This is a genomic window from Terrisporobacter mayombei (genome assembly GCF_020748465.1).
Classification (GTDB): domain Bacteria; phylum Bacillota; class Clostridia; order Peptostreptococcales; family Peptostreptococcaceae; genus Terrisporobacter; species Terrisporobacter mayombei.
Genome location: NZ_JAHZMP010000001.1, coordinates 619,277 through 637,808, shown reverse-complemented (window position 1 = coordinate 637,808; position 18,532 = coordinate 619,277). Strand labels below are relative to the sequence as shown.

Annotated in this window: 19 protein-coding genes; 17 read left to right on the top strand and 2 right to left on the bottom strand. The window is 27.8% G+C overall.

Going from position 1 to position 18,532, the window contains the following annotated elements; all coding sequences use genetic code 11:
• Positions 1-15: 15 nt before the first annotated feature.
• From K0039_RS03140 to K0039_RS03065, 16 genes are all read left to right on the top strand, one after another.
• Positions 16-2,187 carry a hypothetical protein gene (locus tag K0039_RS03140; RefSeq protein ID WP_228103592.1) on the top strand — a complete coding sequence of 724 codons (2,172 nt, stop codon included), beginning with the start codon at positions 16-18 and terminating at the stop codon, positions 2,185-2,187.
• A 172-nt stretch (positions 2,188-2,359) separates the two neighbouring features.
• Positions 2,360-2,785, top strand: coding sequence for a Holliday junction resolvase RuvX (gene ruvX, locus K0039_RS03135; protein ID WP_228103591.1), 426 nt, complete (start codon positions 2,360-2,362; stop codon positions 2,783-2,785).
• A gap of 80 nt (positions 2,786-2,865) precedes the next feature.
• Positions 2,866-3,135, top strand: coding sequence for a DUF1292 domain-containing protein (locus tag K0039_RS03130; RefSeq protein ID WP_074915529.1), 270 nt, complete (start codon positions 2,866-2,868; stop codon positions 3,133-3,135).
• 123 nt (positions 3,136-3,258) lie between these two features.
• Complete coding sequence (locus K0039_RS03125; protein WP_228103590.1) at positions 3,259-4,149, top strand: LCP family protein; 891 nt, start codon at positions 3,259-3,261, stop codon at positions 4,147-4,149.
• A 118-nt stretch (positions 4,150-4,267) separates the two neighbouring features.
• Positions 4,268-4,723: a Fur family transcriptional regulator gene (locus tag K0039_RS03120; protein WP_018589664.1), complete on the top strand. Its 456-nt coding sequence runs from the start codon at positions 4,268-4,270 to the stop codon at positions 4,721-4,723.
• A 196-nt stretch (positions 4,724-4,919) separates the two neighbouring features.
• Complete coding sequence (locus K0039_RS03115) at positions 4,920-6,596, top strand: ribonuclease J (RefSeq protein WP_228104178.1); 1,677 nt, start codon at positions 4,920-4,922, stop codon at positions 6,594-6,596.
• A 127-nt stretch (positions 6,597-6,723) separates the two neighbouring features.
• Positions 6,724-7,059: a YlbF/YmcA family competence regulator gene (locus K0039_RS03110; protein WP_228103589.1), complete on the top strand. Its 336-nt coding sequence runs from the start codon at positions 6,724-6,726 to the stop codon at positions 7,057-7,059.
• Between the two features lie 15 nt (positions 7,060-7,074).
• On the top strand, positions 7,075-7,362 hold the full coding sequence (locus K0039_RS03105; RefSeq protein WP_228103588.1) for a DUF503 domain-containing protein: 288 nt from the start codon (positions 7,075-7,077) through the stop codon (positions 7,360-7,362).
• A 112-nt stretch (positions 7,363-7,474) separates the two neighbouring features.
• On the top strand, positions 7,475-8,626 hold the full coding sequence (locus K0039_RS03100) for a D-alanyl-D-alanine carboxypeptidase family protein (protein ID WP_228103587.1): 1,152 nt from the start codon (positions 7,475-7,477) through the stop codon (positions 8,624-8,626).
• A gap of 137 nt (positions 8,627-8,763) precedes the next feature.
• Positions 8,764-9,354: a site-2 protease family protein gene (locus K0039_RS03095; RefSeq protein WP_228103586.1), complete on the top strand. Its 591-nt coding sequence runs from the start codon at positions 8,764-8,766 to the stop codon at positions 9,352-9,354.
• 11 nt (positions 9,355-9,365) lie between these two features.
• Entirely contained in the window at positions 9,366-10,094 is a 729-nt protein-coding gene (locus K0039_RS03090; protein ID WP_228103585.1) for a segregation and condensation protein A, read from the top strand.
• Complete coding sequence (scpB, locus tag K0039_RS03085) at positions 10,087-10,623, top strand: SMC-Scp complex subunit ScpB (RefSeq protein WP_228103584.1); 537 nt, start codon at positions 10,087-10,089, stop codon at positions 10,621-10,623. The genes K0039_RS03090 and scpB overlap by 8 nt, the downstream gene beginning before the upstream one ends.
• A 72-nt stretch (positions 10,624-10,695) precedes the next feature.
• Entirely contained in the window at positions 10,696-10,941 is a 246-nt protein-coding gene (locus K0039_RS03080; protein WP_228103583.1) for a hypothetical protein, read from the top strand.
• Between the two features lie 245 nt (positions 10,942-11,186).
• Positions 11,187-11,630, top strand: coding sequence for a DUF2953 domain-containing protein (locus tag K0039_RS03075; protein WP_228103582.1), 444 nt, complete (start codon positions 11,187-11,189; stop codon positions 11,628-11,630).
• On the top strand, positions 11,584-12,021 hold the full coding sequence (ytfJ, locus tag K0039_RS03070) for a GerW family sporulation protein (RefSeq protein WP_228103581.1): 438 nt from the start codon (positions 11,584-11,586) through the stop codon (positions 12,019-12,021). Before K0039_RS03075 ends, ytfJ begins: the two co-directional genes overlap by 47 nt.
• Before the next feature lie 155 nt (positions 12,022-12,176).
• A complete protein-coding gene (locus tag K0039_RS03065; RefSeq protein WP_018589653.1) occupies positions 12,177-12,320 on the top strand; it encodes a hypothetical protein in 144 nt (47 codons plus the stop codon).
• Between the two features lie 56 nt (positions 12,321-12,376).
• On the opposite strand, the gene K0039_RS03060 is transcribed toward K0039_RS03065, so the two are convergent.
• Complete coding sequence (locus K0039_RS03060; RefSeq protein ID WP_228103580.1) at positions 12,377-13,111, bottom strand: NAD-dependent protein deacylase; 735 nt, start codon at positions 13,109-13,111, stop codon at positions 12,377-12,379.
• A 202-nt stretch (positions 13,112-13,313) separates the two neighbouring features.
• On the bottom strand, positions 13,314-13,994 hold the full coding sequence (locus K0039_RS03055; protein ID WP_228103579.1) for a hypothetical protein: 681 nt from the start codon (positions 13,992-13,994) through the stop codon (positions 13,314-13,316).
• Between the two features lie 165 nt (positions 13,995-14,159).
• Between K0039_RS03055 and K0039_RS03050 the strand changes: the two genes are divergently transcribed.
• Positions 14,160-18,455, top strand: a complete 4,296-nt coding sequence (locus K0039_RS03050; protein WP_228103578.1) for a PolC-type DNA polymerase III — start codon at positions 14,160-14,162, stop codon at positions 18,453-18,455.
• The last annotated feature ends 77 nt before the right edge of the window (positions 18,456-18,532 follow it).

Below are 18,532 nucleotides of genomic sequence, written 5' to 3'. Positions count from 1 at the left end.
AGTAGGTCAATTATAATGAAGAAAAAAGTAATATCATTACTATTATTAATCATGATATGTATTGGATTTATTCCTGAATATTCCTTTGCAGCAACTGAAGAAGGTAAAGTCATTTATATAAGTATGAATAGATCTAATATAAATGATTTACAAAGAATACCTGTTTTAAATGAAAAGTTAAATAAGAGTGGATATATTGGTTTAATGAATACTAGAGGAGATCAAGGAAATGACGATGCAAGGTCATATGCCAGTATAGGTGCAGGAAGCAGAGCTAATGTTATTAGTAATGGTCCTATTTCTTTTGTGAACTTAACTGAAGAGAGTGGATTAATATATAAGTCTGCTACAGGAGAAAATCCTAAGGAAATAAATAATTTGGACATTAATGCATCGATTAATATTAATGTTGAACAAGGTAGTTATGGTTCTACATTAGGAGTGCTAGGCCAAACATTATCAGACCATAATAAGAAAATGGCGCTGTTAGGAAATAGCGATATAGTAGAAAATAATAATTTAGTAAAAATAAGAAATGCTGGGTTAATATGTATGGACACCTCTGGTAGAGTTTATTCAGGAAATGTAGATAATATAAACACAAAAGATTTATCGATGCCTTATGGAATAAGAACAGACTATGAAAAATTAATCAAAGAAACTAAATCATATTATAAAGATAATGATGCGTTATTTATAGAACTAGGTGATACATATAGATTAGATAAATATAAATCTAATTTAAATGAAAAAACTTATAACAAAATTAAAAAAAATATATATACTAATGTAAATACTTACTTAAGTGAAGTCTTCAATATGATAGGTAAAAATGATGTAGTATATATTGTAAGTGAATCTCAAAGTGACCTAGATTATAATAATAAAAGACGTTTATCTCCAGTAATTAAGTTTAGTGATTATAAAAAGGGTCTGTTGTCGAGTGCTACCACAAGAAGAGATGGTATAATAGCAAATTTAGATTTAGGTGTGGACATACTAAACGAATTTGGACTATCAAATGATATTATGATAGGTAGAACATTTGATTATATTGAAAAAGATGATAATATAAAGTATTTATCGAATCAATATGAAAAAATAGTTTCAATTAATAATATAAGATCTACTTTAGTTAATATTTTTGTAGGAATTGTATCTGTATCAGGAGTAATGGCAATGCTAGCTCTACTCTTTAAAGATAAATTACCTTATAAAGATAAAGTATTTATAGTCTTAAAAGAATTTATTAAATTAGGTATAATAATGCCTCTTGCTTTACTATCTGCACCAATATTTAATGCTAAAACTCAGATGGGTATAATAATAAGTGTGATAGCGATGACTATTTTAATATATTTATCTGGACGATTATTATTTAAACATAGTGATATAAAACAAATGTCATATTATGCTTTACTAACAATAGGACTGGTAGTATTTGACTCAATAATTGGAACATTTTTCATGAAATATAGTGTGATGAGTTATGATGCTATAGTAGGTGCTAGATACTATGGAGTAGGGAATGAATACCAAGGTGTTATTATAGGAAGCGCTATATTTGGACTAGCAGTTTTATTGGATAACAAAAGAATACATAAATGGTTAGTCGGAGCATTGTTTGTTGTAATATTAATAACAACTGCATCACCATTTATGGGAGCTAATGTTGGAGCAGCTATATCTGAATGTGTTGCATTCTTAATATTTATGATGTTGATATATGGTGTTAAGCTAGATTTAAAGAAAATAATAATGGTAGGATTGGCAGCATTTTTATTAGTGTTAGGATTTGCTGGATTAGATTTACTAATGGGAACAGAATCTCATTTAGGAGCCTTTGTAATGGAAATACTTCGAGAAGGGCCAAGTGCCATAATATTAACCTTCTCTAGAAAAATTTCAATGAATTTAAAACTAGCAAGATCCACTGTTTGGGTTAATATTTTATTAACGGGAATAGCTGTTATAGGTATATTTATATTTAGACCGTCAAGACATATGAAAAATATATCTAATAAATATCCTATGATATTTAAAGGGTTTATTGCATCTATGGTAGGATGCTTAATAGCATTATTAGTTAATGATTCTGGAATAGTAGCAGCAGCTACAGCATCCATATATATATTAATACCAATATTAATTATTAGTATTAACATGATAATTTTTAATGATAAATAGAATATCAATTGAAATTAGTCAGAATTTAATTCTGGCTAATTTTTTAAATATAATATAAAATAAGGTATGAGAAAAATAAAATAAGATAAAATAAAATAATAGAAGTCCCTATTAATTATATTTATGTAAAAATTAAGAAGGATGATGATGGCTACATAAAAGGAGAAGAAACATGCTTGATGGAAGAATAATGGGCCTTGATATAGGAGATAAAACTATAGGAGTTGCAGTAAGTGATTTAATGGGAATAACTGCTCAAGGTGTAACAACTATTAAAAGAGTTGGCAAGAAAAAAGACATAGAAGAAATTAAAAAGATAATTTCAGAAAAACAAGTAAATAAAGTAGTATCAGGACTACCTAAGAATATGAATGGTACTGTAGGACCACAAGGAGAAAAAGTTCAAAAATTCTGTGAACTATTAAAGCAAGAAACAGATTTATCAATAGAATTTTGGGATGAAAGATTATCGACAGTGGCTGCTGAAAGGTCTTTAATTGAAGGTAATGTTAGAAGAGAAAATAGAAAAAAAGTAATAGATATGCTGGCAGCAGTAATAATATTACAAGGTTATTTAGACTTACAAAGAAATTTCTAATAATATTTTAATAATATATTTGAAATTATCTTAGTATAATATATAATATAAAAAAGAAGAAAGAAATTGAGGTGATCTAGATGCAAGATAATATAATAAGTTTAATCGATGAAAATGGAGTAGAGAGTGAATTTGAAGTAATATTAACTTTAGAAGCTAATGATAAGGAATATGCGATATTAATGCCTGTTGATGACGAAGATAGTGATGAGGCTTTAGTATTTAGAATAGACCAAGATGAAGAAGGAGAGATGTTAGTTCCTTTAGAAGATGATAAAGAATATGAAATAGTTGTTGATGTTTACAATACATTAATGGACGAAGAAGGGCTTAACGACGACGAATTCTAATAAAAAGACTACCTTTAATAGGTAGTTTTTTTATGTTCAAAACTAAAAATAATATACATAATTATGGAGTTTAATTTTAAAATTACTGGGGAAAATATTGAAAAAAGTAAAGGGGATGACAAAATGAAAAAAAAGACTCTAATAAGCATAATACTTATAATAATTTTTCCCATGATATTAAATAATAGTGTTTTTGCTAAAGATATAGATTCTTACACAGAAAAAGAAATTTATAATATATTATTAATAGGAAAAGATGGTATAGGATGCAAAACTTCTAGAGCTGACACTATGATTATTCTAACTATAGACAATAAAAATAAAGCTTTAAAGCTTACATCTATAGCTAGGGATACATTAGTGTATATACCCGGTAAAGGATATGACAAAGTAAACCATTCTTTTTCATATGGAGGCTGTGATTTATTACTTAAAACAATAAATAATAATTTTAATCTTGACTTAAAAGACTATGCTATTGTAGACTTTAAAAGTTTTGTGGATGTTATAAATGTACTAGGAGGAGTAGAAGTTAATATTGAGGATAGAGAAGTTGAAGGACTAAATAAAGTAATAGATGCATGTTATGGATTAGAAATTGAAAATAAGGGTAATAATATAGAATATATAACTAGTAGTGGCAATCATTTACTAAATGGATATCAAGCTTTAGCTTATTGTAGACTTAGAAAAATAGACAACTGTTTCTATAGAGATGCTAGACAACGAAAAATACTAGAAAGCTTAGCTTATAAACTATCGAAAGTATCAGTTTTTAAATATCCAGAATTGATAAAAATACTACTTAAACATGTAAATGTTAGCGTATCTCCAGATAAAATTTTAGACTTAGCAATAATATCAAGGGACTTAACTAATTATAAAATAAAACAATTGGAATTCCCGAGTAATGAATATAGAGAAGATGGAAGATTAAAACGCAATTCACAATATGTAATTAAATGGGAAAAAGACAAAAACTTAAAAATATTACATGATTTTATATATAATTAAGTATAATAAATATTGTTATAAAAAAATAAATATATTAATAATTTTCTAAATATTGACATGAGTGAATTTATCATTTACAATAATTACAAAAGATTATCAATTGAAAACGGGTGGTATTATGTGTAATACAATGGAAAATTTAAAAAGTAAATTAAAGGAATCAGGACTAAAAATAACTCCTCAAAGAAGAGCTATAATAAATATACTTCTTGATAATGAAAACAGACATTTAAGCAGTGAAGAAATTTATGATTTAGTTAGGGAGAATTGTCCAGAAATAGGCCTTGCAACAGTTTATAGAACAATGCAGTTATTAGATGAAATTGGAGTAATATCAAAATTAAACTTAGATGATGGATGTATTAGATACGAAATTAATTTAAATAAATCAGAAACTCATAATCACCACCATTTAATTTGTAAAAAATGTGGAAAAATAATTGAAGTTGAAGATGATTTAATGGACAATGTGGAAAATGAAATACAAAGTGCTTATAAGTTTAAAATATTAGACCATGATGTTAAATTTTATGGATTATGCCAAGACTGCAATAAAGATATAAGTTCTAAATAGAACTTATATCTTTTTACTTTTGTTGATTTTGTACATTAAAAAGGTATTTTATCTAGATAATGGATAAAAGTATTTTAAATATACTTAAAATATAAGGAAATTTATGATACAATAAACTTAGTTGGTAAAAAGTGCGTGATTTAATATTATTTTTATATGCAACATTAAATTGAAAATTGAATAGACAGAGGAGATGATGCAATTGTTTAAGAAAAACACCAACAAGGTTAAAGTAATGGCTTTAGGTGGTCTTAACGAGATAGGCAAAAATATGACCGTAATAGAGTATAAGGATGAGATTGTTGTAATAGATGCGGGTTTAAGTTTTCCAGAAGATGAAATGTTAGGTGTTGATATAGTTATACCTGATATAACTTATTTATTAAAAAATAAGGATAAGGTAAAAGGTATATTCATAACACATGGACATGAGGATCATATAGGAGCTCTTCCATATATACTTAAAAAAATCGATGTACCTGTGTACGGAACTAGACTTAGTATTGGGCTAATTGAAGTTAAATTAAAAGAACATAAACTTAATAATGTAAAATTAAATGTTGTTACTCCTAAACAAATAATTAAGCTTAAAAATATTAGTGTAGAATTTATAAAAAATAACCACAGTATACCAGGATCTTGTTCGCTGGCTGTACACACAGAGCAAGGGGTTATTTTCCATACAGGAGACTTTAAGATTGATCTTACACCGATAGATGGAGATGTTATGGATATTCACAGAATATGTGAGCTTGGAAGTGCGGGAGTTCTTTTAATGTTAGCAGATAGTACAAACGTGGAAAAACCAGGATTTACTATGTCTGAAAGAACAGTAGGAGCAGGTCTTGATGATTTATTTAGAAAAGCAAATGGTAGTAGAATTATAGTATCTACTTTTGCATCAAATATTCATAGATTACAACAAATAATAAATACGGCGGTTAAATTTAATAGAAAAGTTGCTGTCTCAGGAAGATCAATGGTTAATGTAATAGGTGTTGCTAAAGAACTTGGCTATTTAGAGATGGAAGACGATACATTAGTTGACTTAAATGACATATCTAAATATGATGACAATGAATTAGTAATTATAACTACAGGAACACAGGGAGAACCAATGTCGGCTCTTGCTAGAATGTCAAGTAGCGAACACAAAAAAGTAGAAATTAAAAAGGGAGATCTAGTAATAATTTCAGCTCATCCAATACCAGGAAATGAAAAGCTAATCTCGAAAGTGATAAATCTTTTATTTGAAAGAGGAGCGAGAGTCGTTTACAACGATATAGCTGATATACACGTATCAGGTCATGCAGCTCAAGAAGATTTAAAACTTATAAATAGAATGGTTAAGCCAAAATTCTTTATGCCAGTTCATGGAGAATATAGAATGTTAAAACGTCATGCAGAATTAGCTAATGAGCTTGGTATGCCAGATCAAAATGTATTTGTAATGCAAACTGGTCAAGTTTTAGAACTAGATAGACATTCTGCAAAAGTTACTGCTACAGTACCGACAGGAAATGTACTTGTCGATGGACTTGGAGTAGGAGATGTAGGAAACATAGTTCTAAGAGATAGAAAACATTTATCTGAAGATGGACTTATGATAGTAGTTGTTACTATATCTAAAGAAGATGGTAAAGTACTTGCTGGGCCAGACATTATATCTAGAGGATTTGTTTATGTTAGGGAATCAGAAGATTTAATGGATGGAGCTAAGAATGTAATAAAAGATGTTTTAACTGAATGTGAAGAAAAGAATATAAAAGAATGGGCATATTTAAAAAATAATATTAAAGAAAACTTAAAGGAATATTTATATATAAAAACTAAGAGAAATCCAATGATATTACCAATAATCATGGAAGTATAATTAGAAATACCTCAGTATTTGAATTAAAAATACTGAGGTATTTTTTTGTAACTATAAACAAAAACGCATTCATAATGCATATATACTTATAACACCTAAAAATTTTAATATGAATTAGGAGGGTAATATGAGTGTATATGATACAGCTACAAAGTTGGCTAGTGAAATAAAAAATAGTAAAGAGTATAAAGATTTTGTAGACAATATGAAAGTAATGAAAAGCGATAAAAATAATGAATTCTTATTAAATGAATATAAAAAGACAGGATACAATCTTCAATATGCCACTATGAATAATAAAAAAATAGATAAAAAATCCATAAGGAAAATGGAAGAAATTCAGAATAAAATAAGATATAATGAAAAAATATATAATTATATATTAGCTGAAGAAAAATTTAATAAAATGATGGATAATATAAATAAAATAATAGCACAGGCAATAAAAGAAGATTATAAATAGAAAAGAGGAATTTAAATGAAAATACTAGTTATTAAAGTTGATTTAAGGGCACCTTTTGCGCACTCTTTAAAAGAGAAGAGAATGATTGTGAAAAGTATAATAGGCAAATTACAAAACAAGTTTAATATTAGTATAAGAGAAGTTGAAAATCAAGATCTACATCAAAGAATAAGTATTGGTATGGTAAAGCTTGATTTAAATAGTAAGGACAGTGATCAATCAAAGGAAAAAATTATAAATTTTATTGAAGAAAACTGTGATGCTGAAATAATTGATATAGAAAGTGAAATTATCAATTATTAAGAAATATAATATGTAAAAGATACTAATTATAAATTAGAAGTATTGGTAAAAAATAATATAAGAGAAATAATACAAAAGTTAATAAAATTAAATACAATTAAGAGGTGACGATATGAAAAAGTTTATTAGCTTTCTACTTGCATTAGTTATTGTAATAAGTCAAGGAAATTTTATTTTTGCCAATACCAAAGAAGCTAAACTAGATATAGCTTCTAAATCAGCAGTACTGATGGATGCATCTACAGGCAAAGTTTTGTACGAGAAAAATTCTCATCAAAAATTACCACCAGCCAGTGTAACAAAAGTAATGACACTACTTCTAATTTGTGAAGCATTAGAAGATGGAAAAATTAAAGAAGAAGATGATGTTCAAATAAGTGAAAATGCTGCTAGTATGGGAGGTAGTCAGATTTTCTTAGAACCAGGAGAAATACAAAAGGTAGATACACTTGTAAAATCTATAGCAGTTGCATCTGCCAATGATGCCTGTGTTGCTATGGCAGAATATGTAGGTGGAAGCATGGAAGAGTTTGTAGACCTTATGAATAAAAGAGCTAAAGAGCTGGGAATGAAAGATACAAATTTTGTCAATACAAATGGACTCCCTGTGGATGATCACTATACTTCAGCTTATGATATAGCACTAATGTCTAAAGAACTTCTTTCTCATAAGAAAATTTCCAAGTATTTAACTACATGGATGGATGAAGTTGTAGTTGGTAAAAAGCAAGCTAAAATAGGAATTTCTAATACTAACAAGCTAGTTAAGCACTATGCAGGAGCTACAGGAGTAAAAACAGGTTTTACTCAACAAGCAAAATATTGTTTATCAGCATCTGCAATGAGAAATAATACACATTTAATAGCTGTTACATTATGTGCAGAAACTTCTCCAATAAGATTTAAAGATGCTACAAGTCTTTTAAATTATGGATTTGCAAATTATGAAAGTGTCAAAATTTGTGGAGCGAAAGATAAGGTAGCAACAGTTAAATTTGAAAAAGGTGAAAAAGAAAATGTTGATTTAGTAGCAAAAGATAATTTAAGTGTATTAGTAAAAAAAGGTGACAAAAAAGATTTCCAAAAGAAAGTAGAAATAAAACAAGATTTAAAACTTCCAATAAAGAAAAATACAGAATTAGGAGTTGTAAAAGTTTATAGAGGAAAAGAGCTTGTGGGCGAAACTAAAATAATAAATAATGAAGATATAAATAAGGCATCTTACTTACAAATGTTAAGAAGAATAGTAGACAACTTATTATAATGCTAAAAAGCTATGCAGTACATATTTTTATGTACTGCATAGCTTTTATAATTAATAAAATCATAAATCTTTTGATTATAATTTTATTAATTGATATAATAATAGTATTACAAAAAAATTAGTAGGAGAGAATACATATGTTTAATTTAAGTGACATGTTAGTATCGTTGGTTGGTATTGCAATAGCCATATCTATTCATGAGTTTGGTCATGCATACTCAGCACATTTATTAGGAGATGATACTGCTAAATATAATGGCAGAATGACATTAAACCCTGCAAAGCATGTTGATCCTTTAGGATTGATAACTTTATTGTTATTTCATATAGGATGGGCTAAACCAGTGCCAGTTAATCCGAATAACTTTAAAAACTATAGAGTAGGTAATATAATAGTATCCTTATCAGGAGCACTAGGAAATTTAGTTGGTGCAATTATTTGTGCATTAATAGTTAAATACATTGATATGTATGCCATACAAATAATATTTGAACAAGCGATGTGGATTAATATTGGTTTTGGAGCCTTTAACTTACTTCCAATACCTCCACTTGATGGTTGGGGAGTAATATCATCGTTATTACCATATAAATATAATGAATTTATTTACAAATATGAAAATGTAGGATATATAGTGTTATTAATTTCTATTTTTACGGGCATTTATTCTTATGTAACAGGGCCAATAATGATGGCATTTTATGCTATAGTAAGTATATTTGTATAAGAGGTAATTTAATGAAGTATAATATACATTTAAATGTTTATGATGGACCTTTAGATTTACTTTGTGATTTAATTTCAAAACAAAAAATAGATATAAAAGATATATCAATTTCAGAAATTACGAGCCAATATTTAGCTTATATTGATATGTTAAATGAAATGGATTTGGAAGTTGCCAGTGAGTTTATAATAATGGCTTCTAAATTAGTTGAGATAAAGTCCAAGTATCTACTATATAAACAGCATCATGAAGAGCATGAAGAAGATCCAAGGTTAGAATTAGTAGAAAAATTAGAAGAGTATAAGAGATTTAAAGAAGCTTCTTTAAGTATTAAAGAAAATGTTCACTATACTTGTGATACTTTCTTTAGAGCAAAAGAAGAAGTAATTGTAGAAAATAAAATAGACTTAGACGAAATATCTATAGAAGCTATCAGAACAATTCTTCCTATGATACTAAAAACAAAAGTTATAGAAGGTTTTGATAAAACAGAAGAATTAGACATGATAGTTAAAAAAAGAGTAGTATCTTCTGAAGAAAAAATGTCATACTTAAGAGATTTAATGAAAAAAGAAGATAAAGTAAGCTTTGTCGAATTAGTAGGGCCTTATGATAAGGATGAAACTATAGCTACATTTTTAGCTATTCTTGAATTAATAAAGGAAAAGTTAATAGTTGTAGTTCAAAATGAATTTTTTGATGATATTCTTATAATAAAGCGTGGAGTGGAAAATGAATAGAGAAGAAATAAAATATATAATTGAATCAATTATGTTCGCTTATGGAGAACCTATAAGCATAAAAGAACTTAATAGTGTTATTAATGAAGAACTTTCACATAAAGAAATAGAATTTATGTTAAATTCATTGATCGATGAATATAGACAAAATAATAGAGGAATTCAAATTATAAAACTAGAAAATAAATATCAAATGTGTACAAATAAAGAGTATGCTGACTATATAAAAAAGGTATTAGAACCAAAGAAAAGAAAATCTTTAAGTCAAGCTACACTAGAAACTTTAACTATTATTGCATATAAACAACCTATTACTAAGGTGGAAATAGAAAGTATTAGAGGTGTTAAATGTGATAAAGTTTTACAAACACTTTTAGAACATGAATTAATAAGAGAAGCAGGACGATTAAATAAAATAGGAAAACCCATTATATATAAGACAACACAGGAATTTTTGAAATTATTACAAATTGAAAGTTTAAAAGAATTGCCACCAATAGATAGTTTTGAAAATGAAGAAGAAATTTAATAAAAAATTATTATTTATTTTAAAATGTGATACTATTTTAGTAAGATGATAATAATTTAAGGGGGAAAACGTATGAAAAGTAAACTAGCAATGATCATATATATATTATTTGCTATAGCGAGTTTTTTCTTTGGAGTACATATGTTTAAAATGGGGGATACACTAAGAGGTATATTATTTATGGTTGCAGTTGCATGTTGGGGAATGTGTATTTACAACAATAGTGGAACAGCTAGAAGACAAAAGCAAAGAATAGCACATTCTGGACAAAGTGCCATGACGAGTAAAAAAAGTAAAAATAAATCAAAATCTAGATAAATATAAATCATAGGCATATTGCCTATGATTTTTTTGCCCCTAGGGCCTATCTCCTTTTAATTAGTATATATCCATAAGTTTTGCTAACAATATATAATATGAGATATTTTAATTTGAAATATATATGTATATGTATTTTTCTTATATTGAGTTTATTATTAATATCATATTCTCATTTTATATTTGAGATTAATTTTAATAATAAAAAAATAGTTATAAAATTAAAAATTAAATTATTATTCAAGTTGATAAGATTTAATATTCAATTATATCCGCCAAAGAAAAAGAAAAAGAAAAAAAGAGGAAGTTTAAAAGATTTAAAAATATTAGAGAAAGAGTTGGATAATATTTTAAATTTGATTAAAAAAGTAAAAATAATAGAGTTATACTCAAATATATATTTTAGTGATGTTAATCCATATGTAACTATATATATTAATGCATTAATTAATGGGATTTATGGAAACATAACAAATATATGTAAATGTGAGAAAATATATTTAAACATAGTACCTAAGTTTAATGAAAATAATATTAAAGGAAGTGTAAAAGCACATATAAAATTTAGATTAAATACCATGTTTAGATCTATTCCAATTTTTATAAGAATAATAAAACTTAAGTCTAAGGAAGGTGGCAAAAATGACAGCTACAAATTCAATACAAAGCATTATGGAGACAACTCTTGAGACTATAAAAAATTCCATAGATTCTAATACCATAGTAGGCAACCCTATAAAAGCAGAGGCATCTGTTATTGTGCCTATATCAAAAGTAACTGTAGGATTTGGTATTGGCGGAGGAGAATATAATAAAAATTGTAAAACTGATACGAAATGCGATACTAACTTTGCAGGAGGAAGTGGTGGAGCAATTACCATATCACCTGTAGCTTTTGTTGTTGTTGAAAATGGAGAAACACGTTTAATTTCTTTGGAGGACAATGTTAATTTAGTAGATAATATTTTAACGGTAACGCCAAGAATAATAGACAAAGTTCAAAGAATTTTAAAACACGATAGTAATGTAAAGTTTCAAGAAGATATGGACAATAATGTGAAAATACATAAAGAAGAATAAATAATAAAAAATAAGTTCTATTGACGTTTTATGTCAAAGAGCTTATTTTTTTTATAAATAAATGTAATTTTTAATAAATTAAGGTAATTTTATAGTTTTTTGGGGGAATAATATATGTTAAGAAGTAGTAGGATAATTAATGGGAAGGTGTTTCTATGAACATACTTGAAGCTGCATCGATTATAAAAGACTCAGCTGAGAAAATAGCACAAGAAAAAGGGATAAGCGAAGAAGAAGCATATTATGAAGCTGTTTTAATATATAAGGATGTATATGAAAAGAAAAAAGAAAAAGAATAAGGTAAGATTGTATCTTACCTTATTTTAATATATTATATAATTTTATATTTTAATTTTTATAATACTGTTTGTGAAAGTACTTCTCCAATAGAGTCATTAATGACTACAGAAGCCTTTGTATCATAGCCTGTGCTACTTTTGTTTATAAGAACTATACTATCACCATTAAAATAGTCAATAAAACCAGCAGCAGGATAAACTACCAATGAAGTTCCTCCAATAATTAATAAATCTGCATTACTTAAAGCATTAACAGTTTCGTTTACAACGGAATTATCTAAGGGTTCTTCATATAAAACTACATCAGGTTTAACTATACTACCGCATGCATCACAGTAAGGGATATTTCCATCTAAATTTAACATTTCTTGCAATGTATAGGACTTTCCACATTTAGTGCAATAATTTCTATGTATAGATCCATGAAGCTCTAAGACATTTCTACTACCAGCCGTTTGATGTAGACCATCAATATTTTGAGTGATTATAGCATTTAATTTCCCTATATCTTCTAATTTGGCTAGAGCTATGTGAGCATTATTTGGTTTAGCATCTTCATAAATTAATTTATCTTTATAAAATTTAAAAAACTCTTCTGGATATCTCATAAAAAAGGTATGAGATATTAATTGCTCAGGAGTAAAATTTCTATTTGATTTTTCGTTAAATAAACCAGAGGAACTTCTAAAATCTGGAATTTTAGATTCTGTAGACACACCTGCCCCACCAAAAAATACAATATTATTATGACTATCTATAAGTTCTTTTAATCTTTTAATATTATCATCCATACATAGATACCTCCTAAAATAATATTTATAATATTATAATACCAAATATTCACAAAAATAAATATAAGTATGAAAAAAAATGTAATTATTTTAATTATTTTGAGCTAAATTATATTAAAAAGTATATATTTCAAGGAAAATGCTTCAGATAAGTTAAAAAATAATATAAAAGCTTTCTTATTTCAAGAAAGCTTTTATATTATTAAATAAAATATCTTTTATACTTAAAGAAAACTTCTAGGTTATTTTCCTTTACAATGGTTTTAAGATCTCCATAATTATATGTTGCAAGAGCGTACTCCCTAATTTTTGAAAATAGAAATTTTTCTTTTTCATTTTTGAAATCTATAATGTTTTTTGCAATTTCCCAGGCAATAGACTCTCTTTCTATTAAATTTTTCTTAAAAATTACTACACTTTCCTCCAAATCTCTAGGTAAATTGTTCTTATAATAATCCTCCCTGGAAATATCAATATTGTAATATATCATTTTTTCTATAATATCAGTAAGTATTTTGGAATGCTCCCATTTATTGTTTGAAATACTATCGTCTAGTATATGGCCTACCTCATGAGAGCAGACACATTTTGCTATTATTTTTAAATTTTCTTCAGATATATTTATATTATAATAATTGAAAGTATTAACATAAAAGTAAAAATTATAACAAAAGGATAGAAAGCCAATTCTAGTTACTAACAACATTCTTAGTTTTGGCAGCGCACATATGGGTGTATCTCTTTTATTAGAATAATAAAGATGTACATTTTTATCTATTTTTGAATTAAATTCTTTTACGCAGCTTTTAAATAACTTTTTTCCTCCTAGGTTATCATAATATGTGGACATATAATTTATGTCAAAAATATTATCGCATGCCATATTAAACACCGCCTTAGTTTGAATTGTGGTCATATTATATAATATTAACTAAGTGGTAATTTGAAGCTAATCCCAAAAAAATAAATTTTATTTTATAAAACATGGTAATAAATTTATTTTCAGATGTGATATAATAATTTATCTAGGAAAGGAAGTGATAATCTCATGGATAATATTAAAGACTATTTAGAAAAGCTAGAAATTAAAAATAGTAGGTTGGAAAAGCAACTAAAAGAAGTGCAAGTATCTAAGGTTGTGTACTTTAAAGAAGAGAAAATTTTTTATATGTATTTAATGTCAAAGGATATGATATCTCATGAGATTTTAGATGAACTTAGAGAAGAGTTACTAGGTAAATTGAAATACTTTAAAAATATTAGACTTAAAATTAAGTTTAATGGTTTTGGTAGAAAATCAGAAAAAGATATAGTAAAAGTCTATTGGCATAATATTTTATATATATTAAAAAAAATCTGTCCAGCTATTGAAGGATGGAAGAAACAAGTAGAGTATATGTGTTTAGATAATATGCTAAAAATAAAAATTCCTAAAGATATTTTTTATGAAAAACTAAAAAAGAACAATATAGAGGATGTTATAAGAAATGTATTGTTAGAAGAATTGGGAATTGATTATCAAGTTAAAGTTGAAAAAGCAGTTAGTGAAAAGACAGATAGAAAAAAATTAATAGAAAGAACAGATAAAGAAATTGAAGACTTAATTAAGGAAATGGAATTTGAAGTAGTAGATGAAGATAATGAAGAACAAGGTTATGTTATCAATGATGAGCATGATGAACATTTAATTTATGGAGAGGATGTTAATAGTTTAGTACATCAAATAAAAGACCTTAATCAAAAATCTAAGACAGTAGCAATTGTAGGAGAAATATTTAATATAGAAAACAAAGAATTAAGAAATGGTAAAATACTTTCAATTATGTCTATTACAGACAATACAAGCTCTATTAACTGTAAACTGTTTTTAAATGACTTAAATAAGGACAAGGTATTAGATAGTGTAAAAGAAGGGTCTTATGTAAAAATTAAAGGTGATGTATTATACGATACTTATCAAAGAGAAATCACCATGACTATAAGCGGTATTAGACAAGAAGAAAAACCTAAGAGAAAAGATACTTGTGAAAAAGGCAAAAGAGTTGAATTGCATGCTCATACTCAAATGTCTTCAATGGATGCTTTATGTCCTACAAAAAAATTAGTTAAACAAGCAGCTGATTGGGGGCATAAGGCAATCGCTATAACAGATCATGGTGTTGTTCAAGCTTTCCCAGAGGCGATGGATGCAGGAAAAGCTAACAATATAAAAATACTTTATGGAGTTGAAGGTTATTTAGTAGAAGATGATCTACCTGTAATACAAAAAGCTAACGATGAACATTTATCTCAGACATTCATAGTATTTGACTTGGAAACTACAGGTTTTTCAAATAAAAATGATAAAATTACTGAAATAGGTGCAGTAAAAGTAGAAAACTTTAAGATTGTTGATAGATTTAGTCAATTGGTAAATCCTGAAAAGGATATTTCTTACAAAGTTCAAGAACTTACTGGAATTACAAATGATTTAATAAAAGATAAACCTGCTATTGAAGAAATATTACCAAAGTTTATTGAATTTATAGGCGATAGTGTATTAGTTGCTCATAATGCAGACTTTGATATGGGATTTATGCAACAAAAATGTAGAGAACAAAATATTGAATTTAAAAATACTTCAGTAGACACCTTAACATTAGCGAGAACTTTACTTCCTCATATGAAAAGATTTAGATTAAATCTTATAGCTAAGGAACTAGGAATTCCACTGCTTAATCACCATAGAGCCGTAGATGATGCGGAAGCTACTGCCCATATATTTATTAAATTTTTAGAAATGATAAAAAAGAGGGGTGCAGAAAAATTAAGCGATATAAATACAATTTTAGGAGACATAGATTATACTAAATTAAGAACAAATCATGTAGCATTAATTGCTAAAAATGAAGTTGGCATAAAAAATTTATATAAGATAGTATCTGATGCTCATGTAAATCATTTTTATAGAGCTCCTAGAATTCTAAAAAGTATTTTAGAAGAATATAAAGAAGGAATAATAGTTGGCTCAGCTTGTGAAGCTGGGGAAGTTTTTCAGGCTATAAAGCAAAACAAAAGTGATGAAGATTTAGAGCGAATAATATCTCTTTATGATTATATTGAAGTTATGCCAATTGATAATAATAGATTTATGATTGATAAAGGTGAAGTTGAAGACGAGGAAGAATTAAGAGATTTAAATAGAAGAATGATTGAAGCTGCAAAGAAATTTGGAAAAATTCCTGTAGCTACAGGAGATGTACATTTTATAGACAAACATGAAGCTATATACAGAAAAGTGCTTAAATACTCACAAGGTTTTAAAGTAGATGAAGAAGAGACTTATCTTCATTTTAGAACTACAGACGAAATGCTAGATGAATTTAAGTATTTAGGAGAAGATTTAGCATATGAAGTTGTAGTAGAAAATACAAATAAGGTGGCTGATATGATAGAAGATATCCTCCCAATACCTAATGCAACCTTTCCTCCAGTAATAGAAGGTTCAGATAAAGAGCTTAGAGATATGTGTAATGCTAAGGCAGAAAGAATTTATGGTTCTCCTCTTCCAGAGGTTGTTAGAAAGAGATTGGATAGAGAGTTAAACTCAATTATAAGCAATGGCTATGCAGTGATGTATATAATAGCCCAAAAACTAGTTACAAAATCTCTTGCAGATGGATATCTAGTTGGTTCGAGAGGATCTGTTGGTTCCTCACTAGCGGCTACCATGAGTGATATAACAGAGGTCAATCCACTACCAGCTCATTATATTTGCGAAAATTCAGAGTGTAAGTACTCTTATTTCTATGAAATAGGTGAATGGGGTTCTGGAGTAGATTTACCTGCAAAAGACTGTCCTGAATGTGGAAAACCATTAAAAAAAGACGGTCATGATATACCTTTTGAGGTTTTCCTAGGATTTGAAGGAGATAAGGAGCCGGACATTGACCTTAACTTCTCAGGAAGCTATCAGCCAGTAATTCATAAATATACGGAAGAACTTTTCGGAGAAGGTCATGTATATAGAGCAGGAACTATAGGAACAGTTGCAGAAAAAACAGCCTTTGGTTATGCCAAAAAGTTTGTGGAAGAAAATGATTTAAATTCTACATCAGCGGAAGTACTAAGACTTGCAAATGGATGCACAGGAGTAAAAAGAACGTCGGGACAACATCCTGGTGGGGTTATGGTTATACCAGATTACAAAGATGTTTACGATATAACTCCTATACAATATCCAGCCAATGATACAAGTTGTGGAGTTATAACTACGCACTTTGACTATCACTCGATAAGTGGTAGGATACTAAAACTTGATATACTAGGACACGACGTTCCAACCATAATCAGAATGATAGAAGATATTACAGGTAAGATTGCTACAGAAATACCTCTAGATGATAAAGAAACAATGTCTTTATTCACATCTACAGACGCCTTAGGTGTAACTCCAGAGGAAATTAATTGTCCAATAGGATGTCTTGCAATACCTGAATTTGGGACAAAGTTCGTTAGACAAATGCTTCTTGATACAAAGCCAACAACATTTGCAGAACTTGTACGTATATCAGGATTATCTCATGGGACTGATGTTTGGTTAAACAATGCGCAAGACTTAGTTGTTGAAGGAACAGTTGAATTTAAAGAAGTTATATCCACGCGTGATGATATAATGAACTACTTAATATTTAAAGGACTTCCACCAAAAATGGCTTTTACTATAATGGAAAGTGTTAGAAAGGGTAAAGGATTAAAACCTGAATTTATAGAAGAAATGAAGAAAAATGATGTGCCAGATTGGTATATAGGTTCATGTCAAAAGATTAAATACATGTTCCCTAAAGCTCATGCAGTTGCGTATGTAATGATGAGTTTTAGGTTGGCATATTATAAAGTTCATTATCCAGAAGCATTTTATGCCACATACTTTACAACTAAAGCAGAAGATTTTGATGCTGACTTAATTGTAAAAGGGTTAGATACCATAAGAAATAAAATGGATGAAATTATTTCCCTAGGTAATGATGCAACGGCAAAAGAAAAAAATATGCTTACAGTTCTTGAAGTTGCTTATGAAATGCATGCAAGGAATATAAAAATTCTTCCAGTAGATATTTATAAATCAGATTCGACAGAATTTAAAGTTGTGGGAGAAAAACAAATCCTACCGCCAATGATAGCGCTACAAGGTGTGGGAGAGAATGCAGCTATACACATACAGCAAGAAAGAAAAAATGGAGAGTTTATATCTAAAGAAGACCTAAGGAAGAGAACTAAAATTTCAAAAACTGTAATTGAAACTCTAACGAATCATGGTTCTTTAGATAATATGAGTGATAAAAATCAACTTTCATTATTTTAGTAAATTATAAGTGAATTATAGTATAAAAAATGAACAAACTAAGTATATTAATGTACTTATAATTATAAGGAGGAATT

Coding starts and splice junctions, on each gene's coding strand:
- K0039_RS03140 (WP_228103592.1), top strand. CDS start 16: ATGAAGAAAAAAGTAATATCATTACTATTATTAATCATGATATGTATT.
- ruvX (WP_228103591.1), top strand. CDS start 2,360: ATGCTTGATGGAAGAATAATGGGCCTTGATATAGGAGATAAAACTATA.
- K0039_RS03130 (WP_074915529.1), top strand. CDS start 2,866: ATGCAAGATAATATAATAAGTTTAATCGATGAAAATGGAGTAGAGAGT.
- K0039_RS03125 (WP_228103590.1), top strand. CDS start 3,259: ATGAAAAAAAAGACTCTAATAAGCATAATACTTATAATAATTTTTCCC.
- K0039_RS03120 (WP_018589664.1), top strand. CDS start 4,268: ATGTGTAATACAATGGAAAATTTAAAAAGTAAATTAAAGGAATCAGGA.
- K0039_RS03115 (WP_228104178.1), top strand. CDS start 4,920: ATGCAATTGTTTAAGAAAAACACCAACAAGGTTAAAGTAATGGCTTTA.
- K0039_RS03110 (WP_228103589.1), top strand. CDS start 6,724: ATGAGTGTATATGATACAGCTACAAAGTTGGCTAGTGAAATAAAAAAT.
- K0039_RS03105 (WP_228103588.1), top strand. CDS start 7,075: ATGAAAATACTAGTTATTAAAGTTGATTTAAGGGCACCTTTTGCGCAC.
- K0039_RS03100 (WP_228103587.1), top strand. CDS start 7,475: ATGAAAAAGTTTATTAGCTTTCTACTTGCATTAGTTATTGTAATAAGT.
- K0039_RS03095 (WP_228103586.1), top strand. CDS start 8,764: ATGTTTAATTTAAGTGACATGTTAGTATCGTTGGTTGGTATTGCAATA.
- K0039_RS03090 (WP_228103585.1), top strand. CDS start 9,366: ATGAAGTATAATATACATTTAAATGTTTATGATGGACCTTTAGATTTA.
- scpB (WP_228103584.1), top strand. CDS start 10,087: ATGAATAGAGAAGAAATAAAATATATAATTGAATCAATTATGTTCGCT.
- K0039_RS03080 (WP_228103583.1), top strand. CDS start 10,696: ATGAAAAGTAAACTAGCAATGATCATATATATATTATTTGCTATAGCG.
- ytfJ (WP_228103581.1), top strand. CDS start 11,584: ATGACAGCTACAAATTCAATACAAAGCATTATGGAGACAACTCTTGAG.
- K0039_RS03065 (WP_018589653.1), top strand. CDS start 12,177: ATGAACATACTTGAAGCTGCATCGATTATAAAAGACTCAGCTGAGAAA.
- K0039_RS03060 (WP_228103580.1), bottom strand. CDS start 13,111: ATGGATGATAATATTAAAAGATTAAAAGAACTTATAGATAGTCATAAT.
- K0039_RS03055 (WP_228103579.1), bottom strand. CDS start 13,994: ATGGCATGCGATAATATTTTTGACATAAATTATATGTCCACATATTAT.
- K0039_RS03050 (WP_228103578.1), top strand. CDS start 14,160: ATGGATAATATTAAAGACTATTTAGAAAAGCTAGAAATTAAAAATAGT.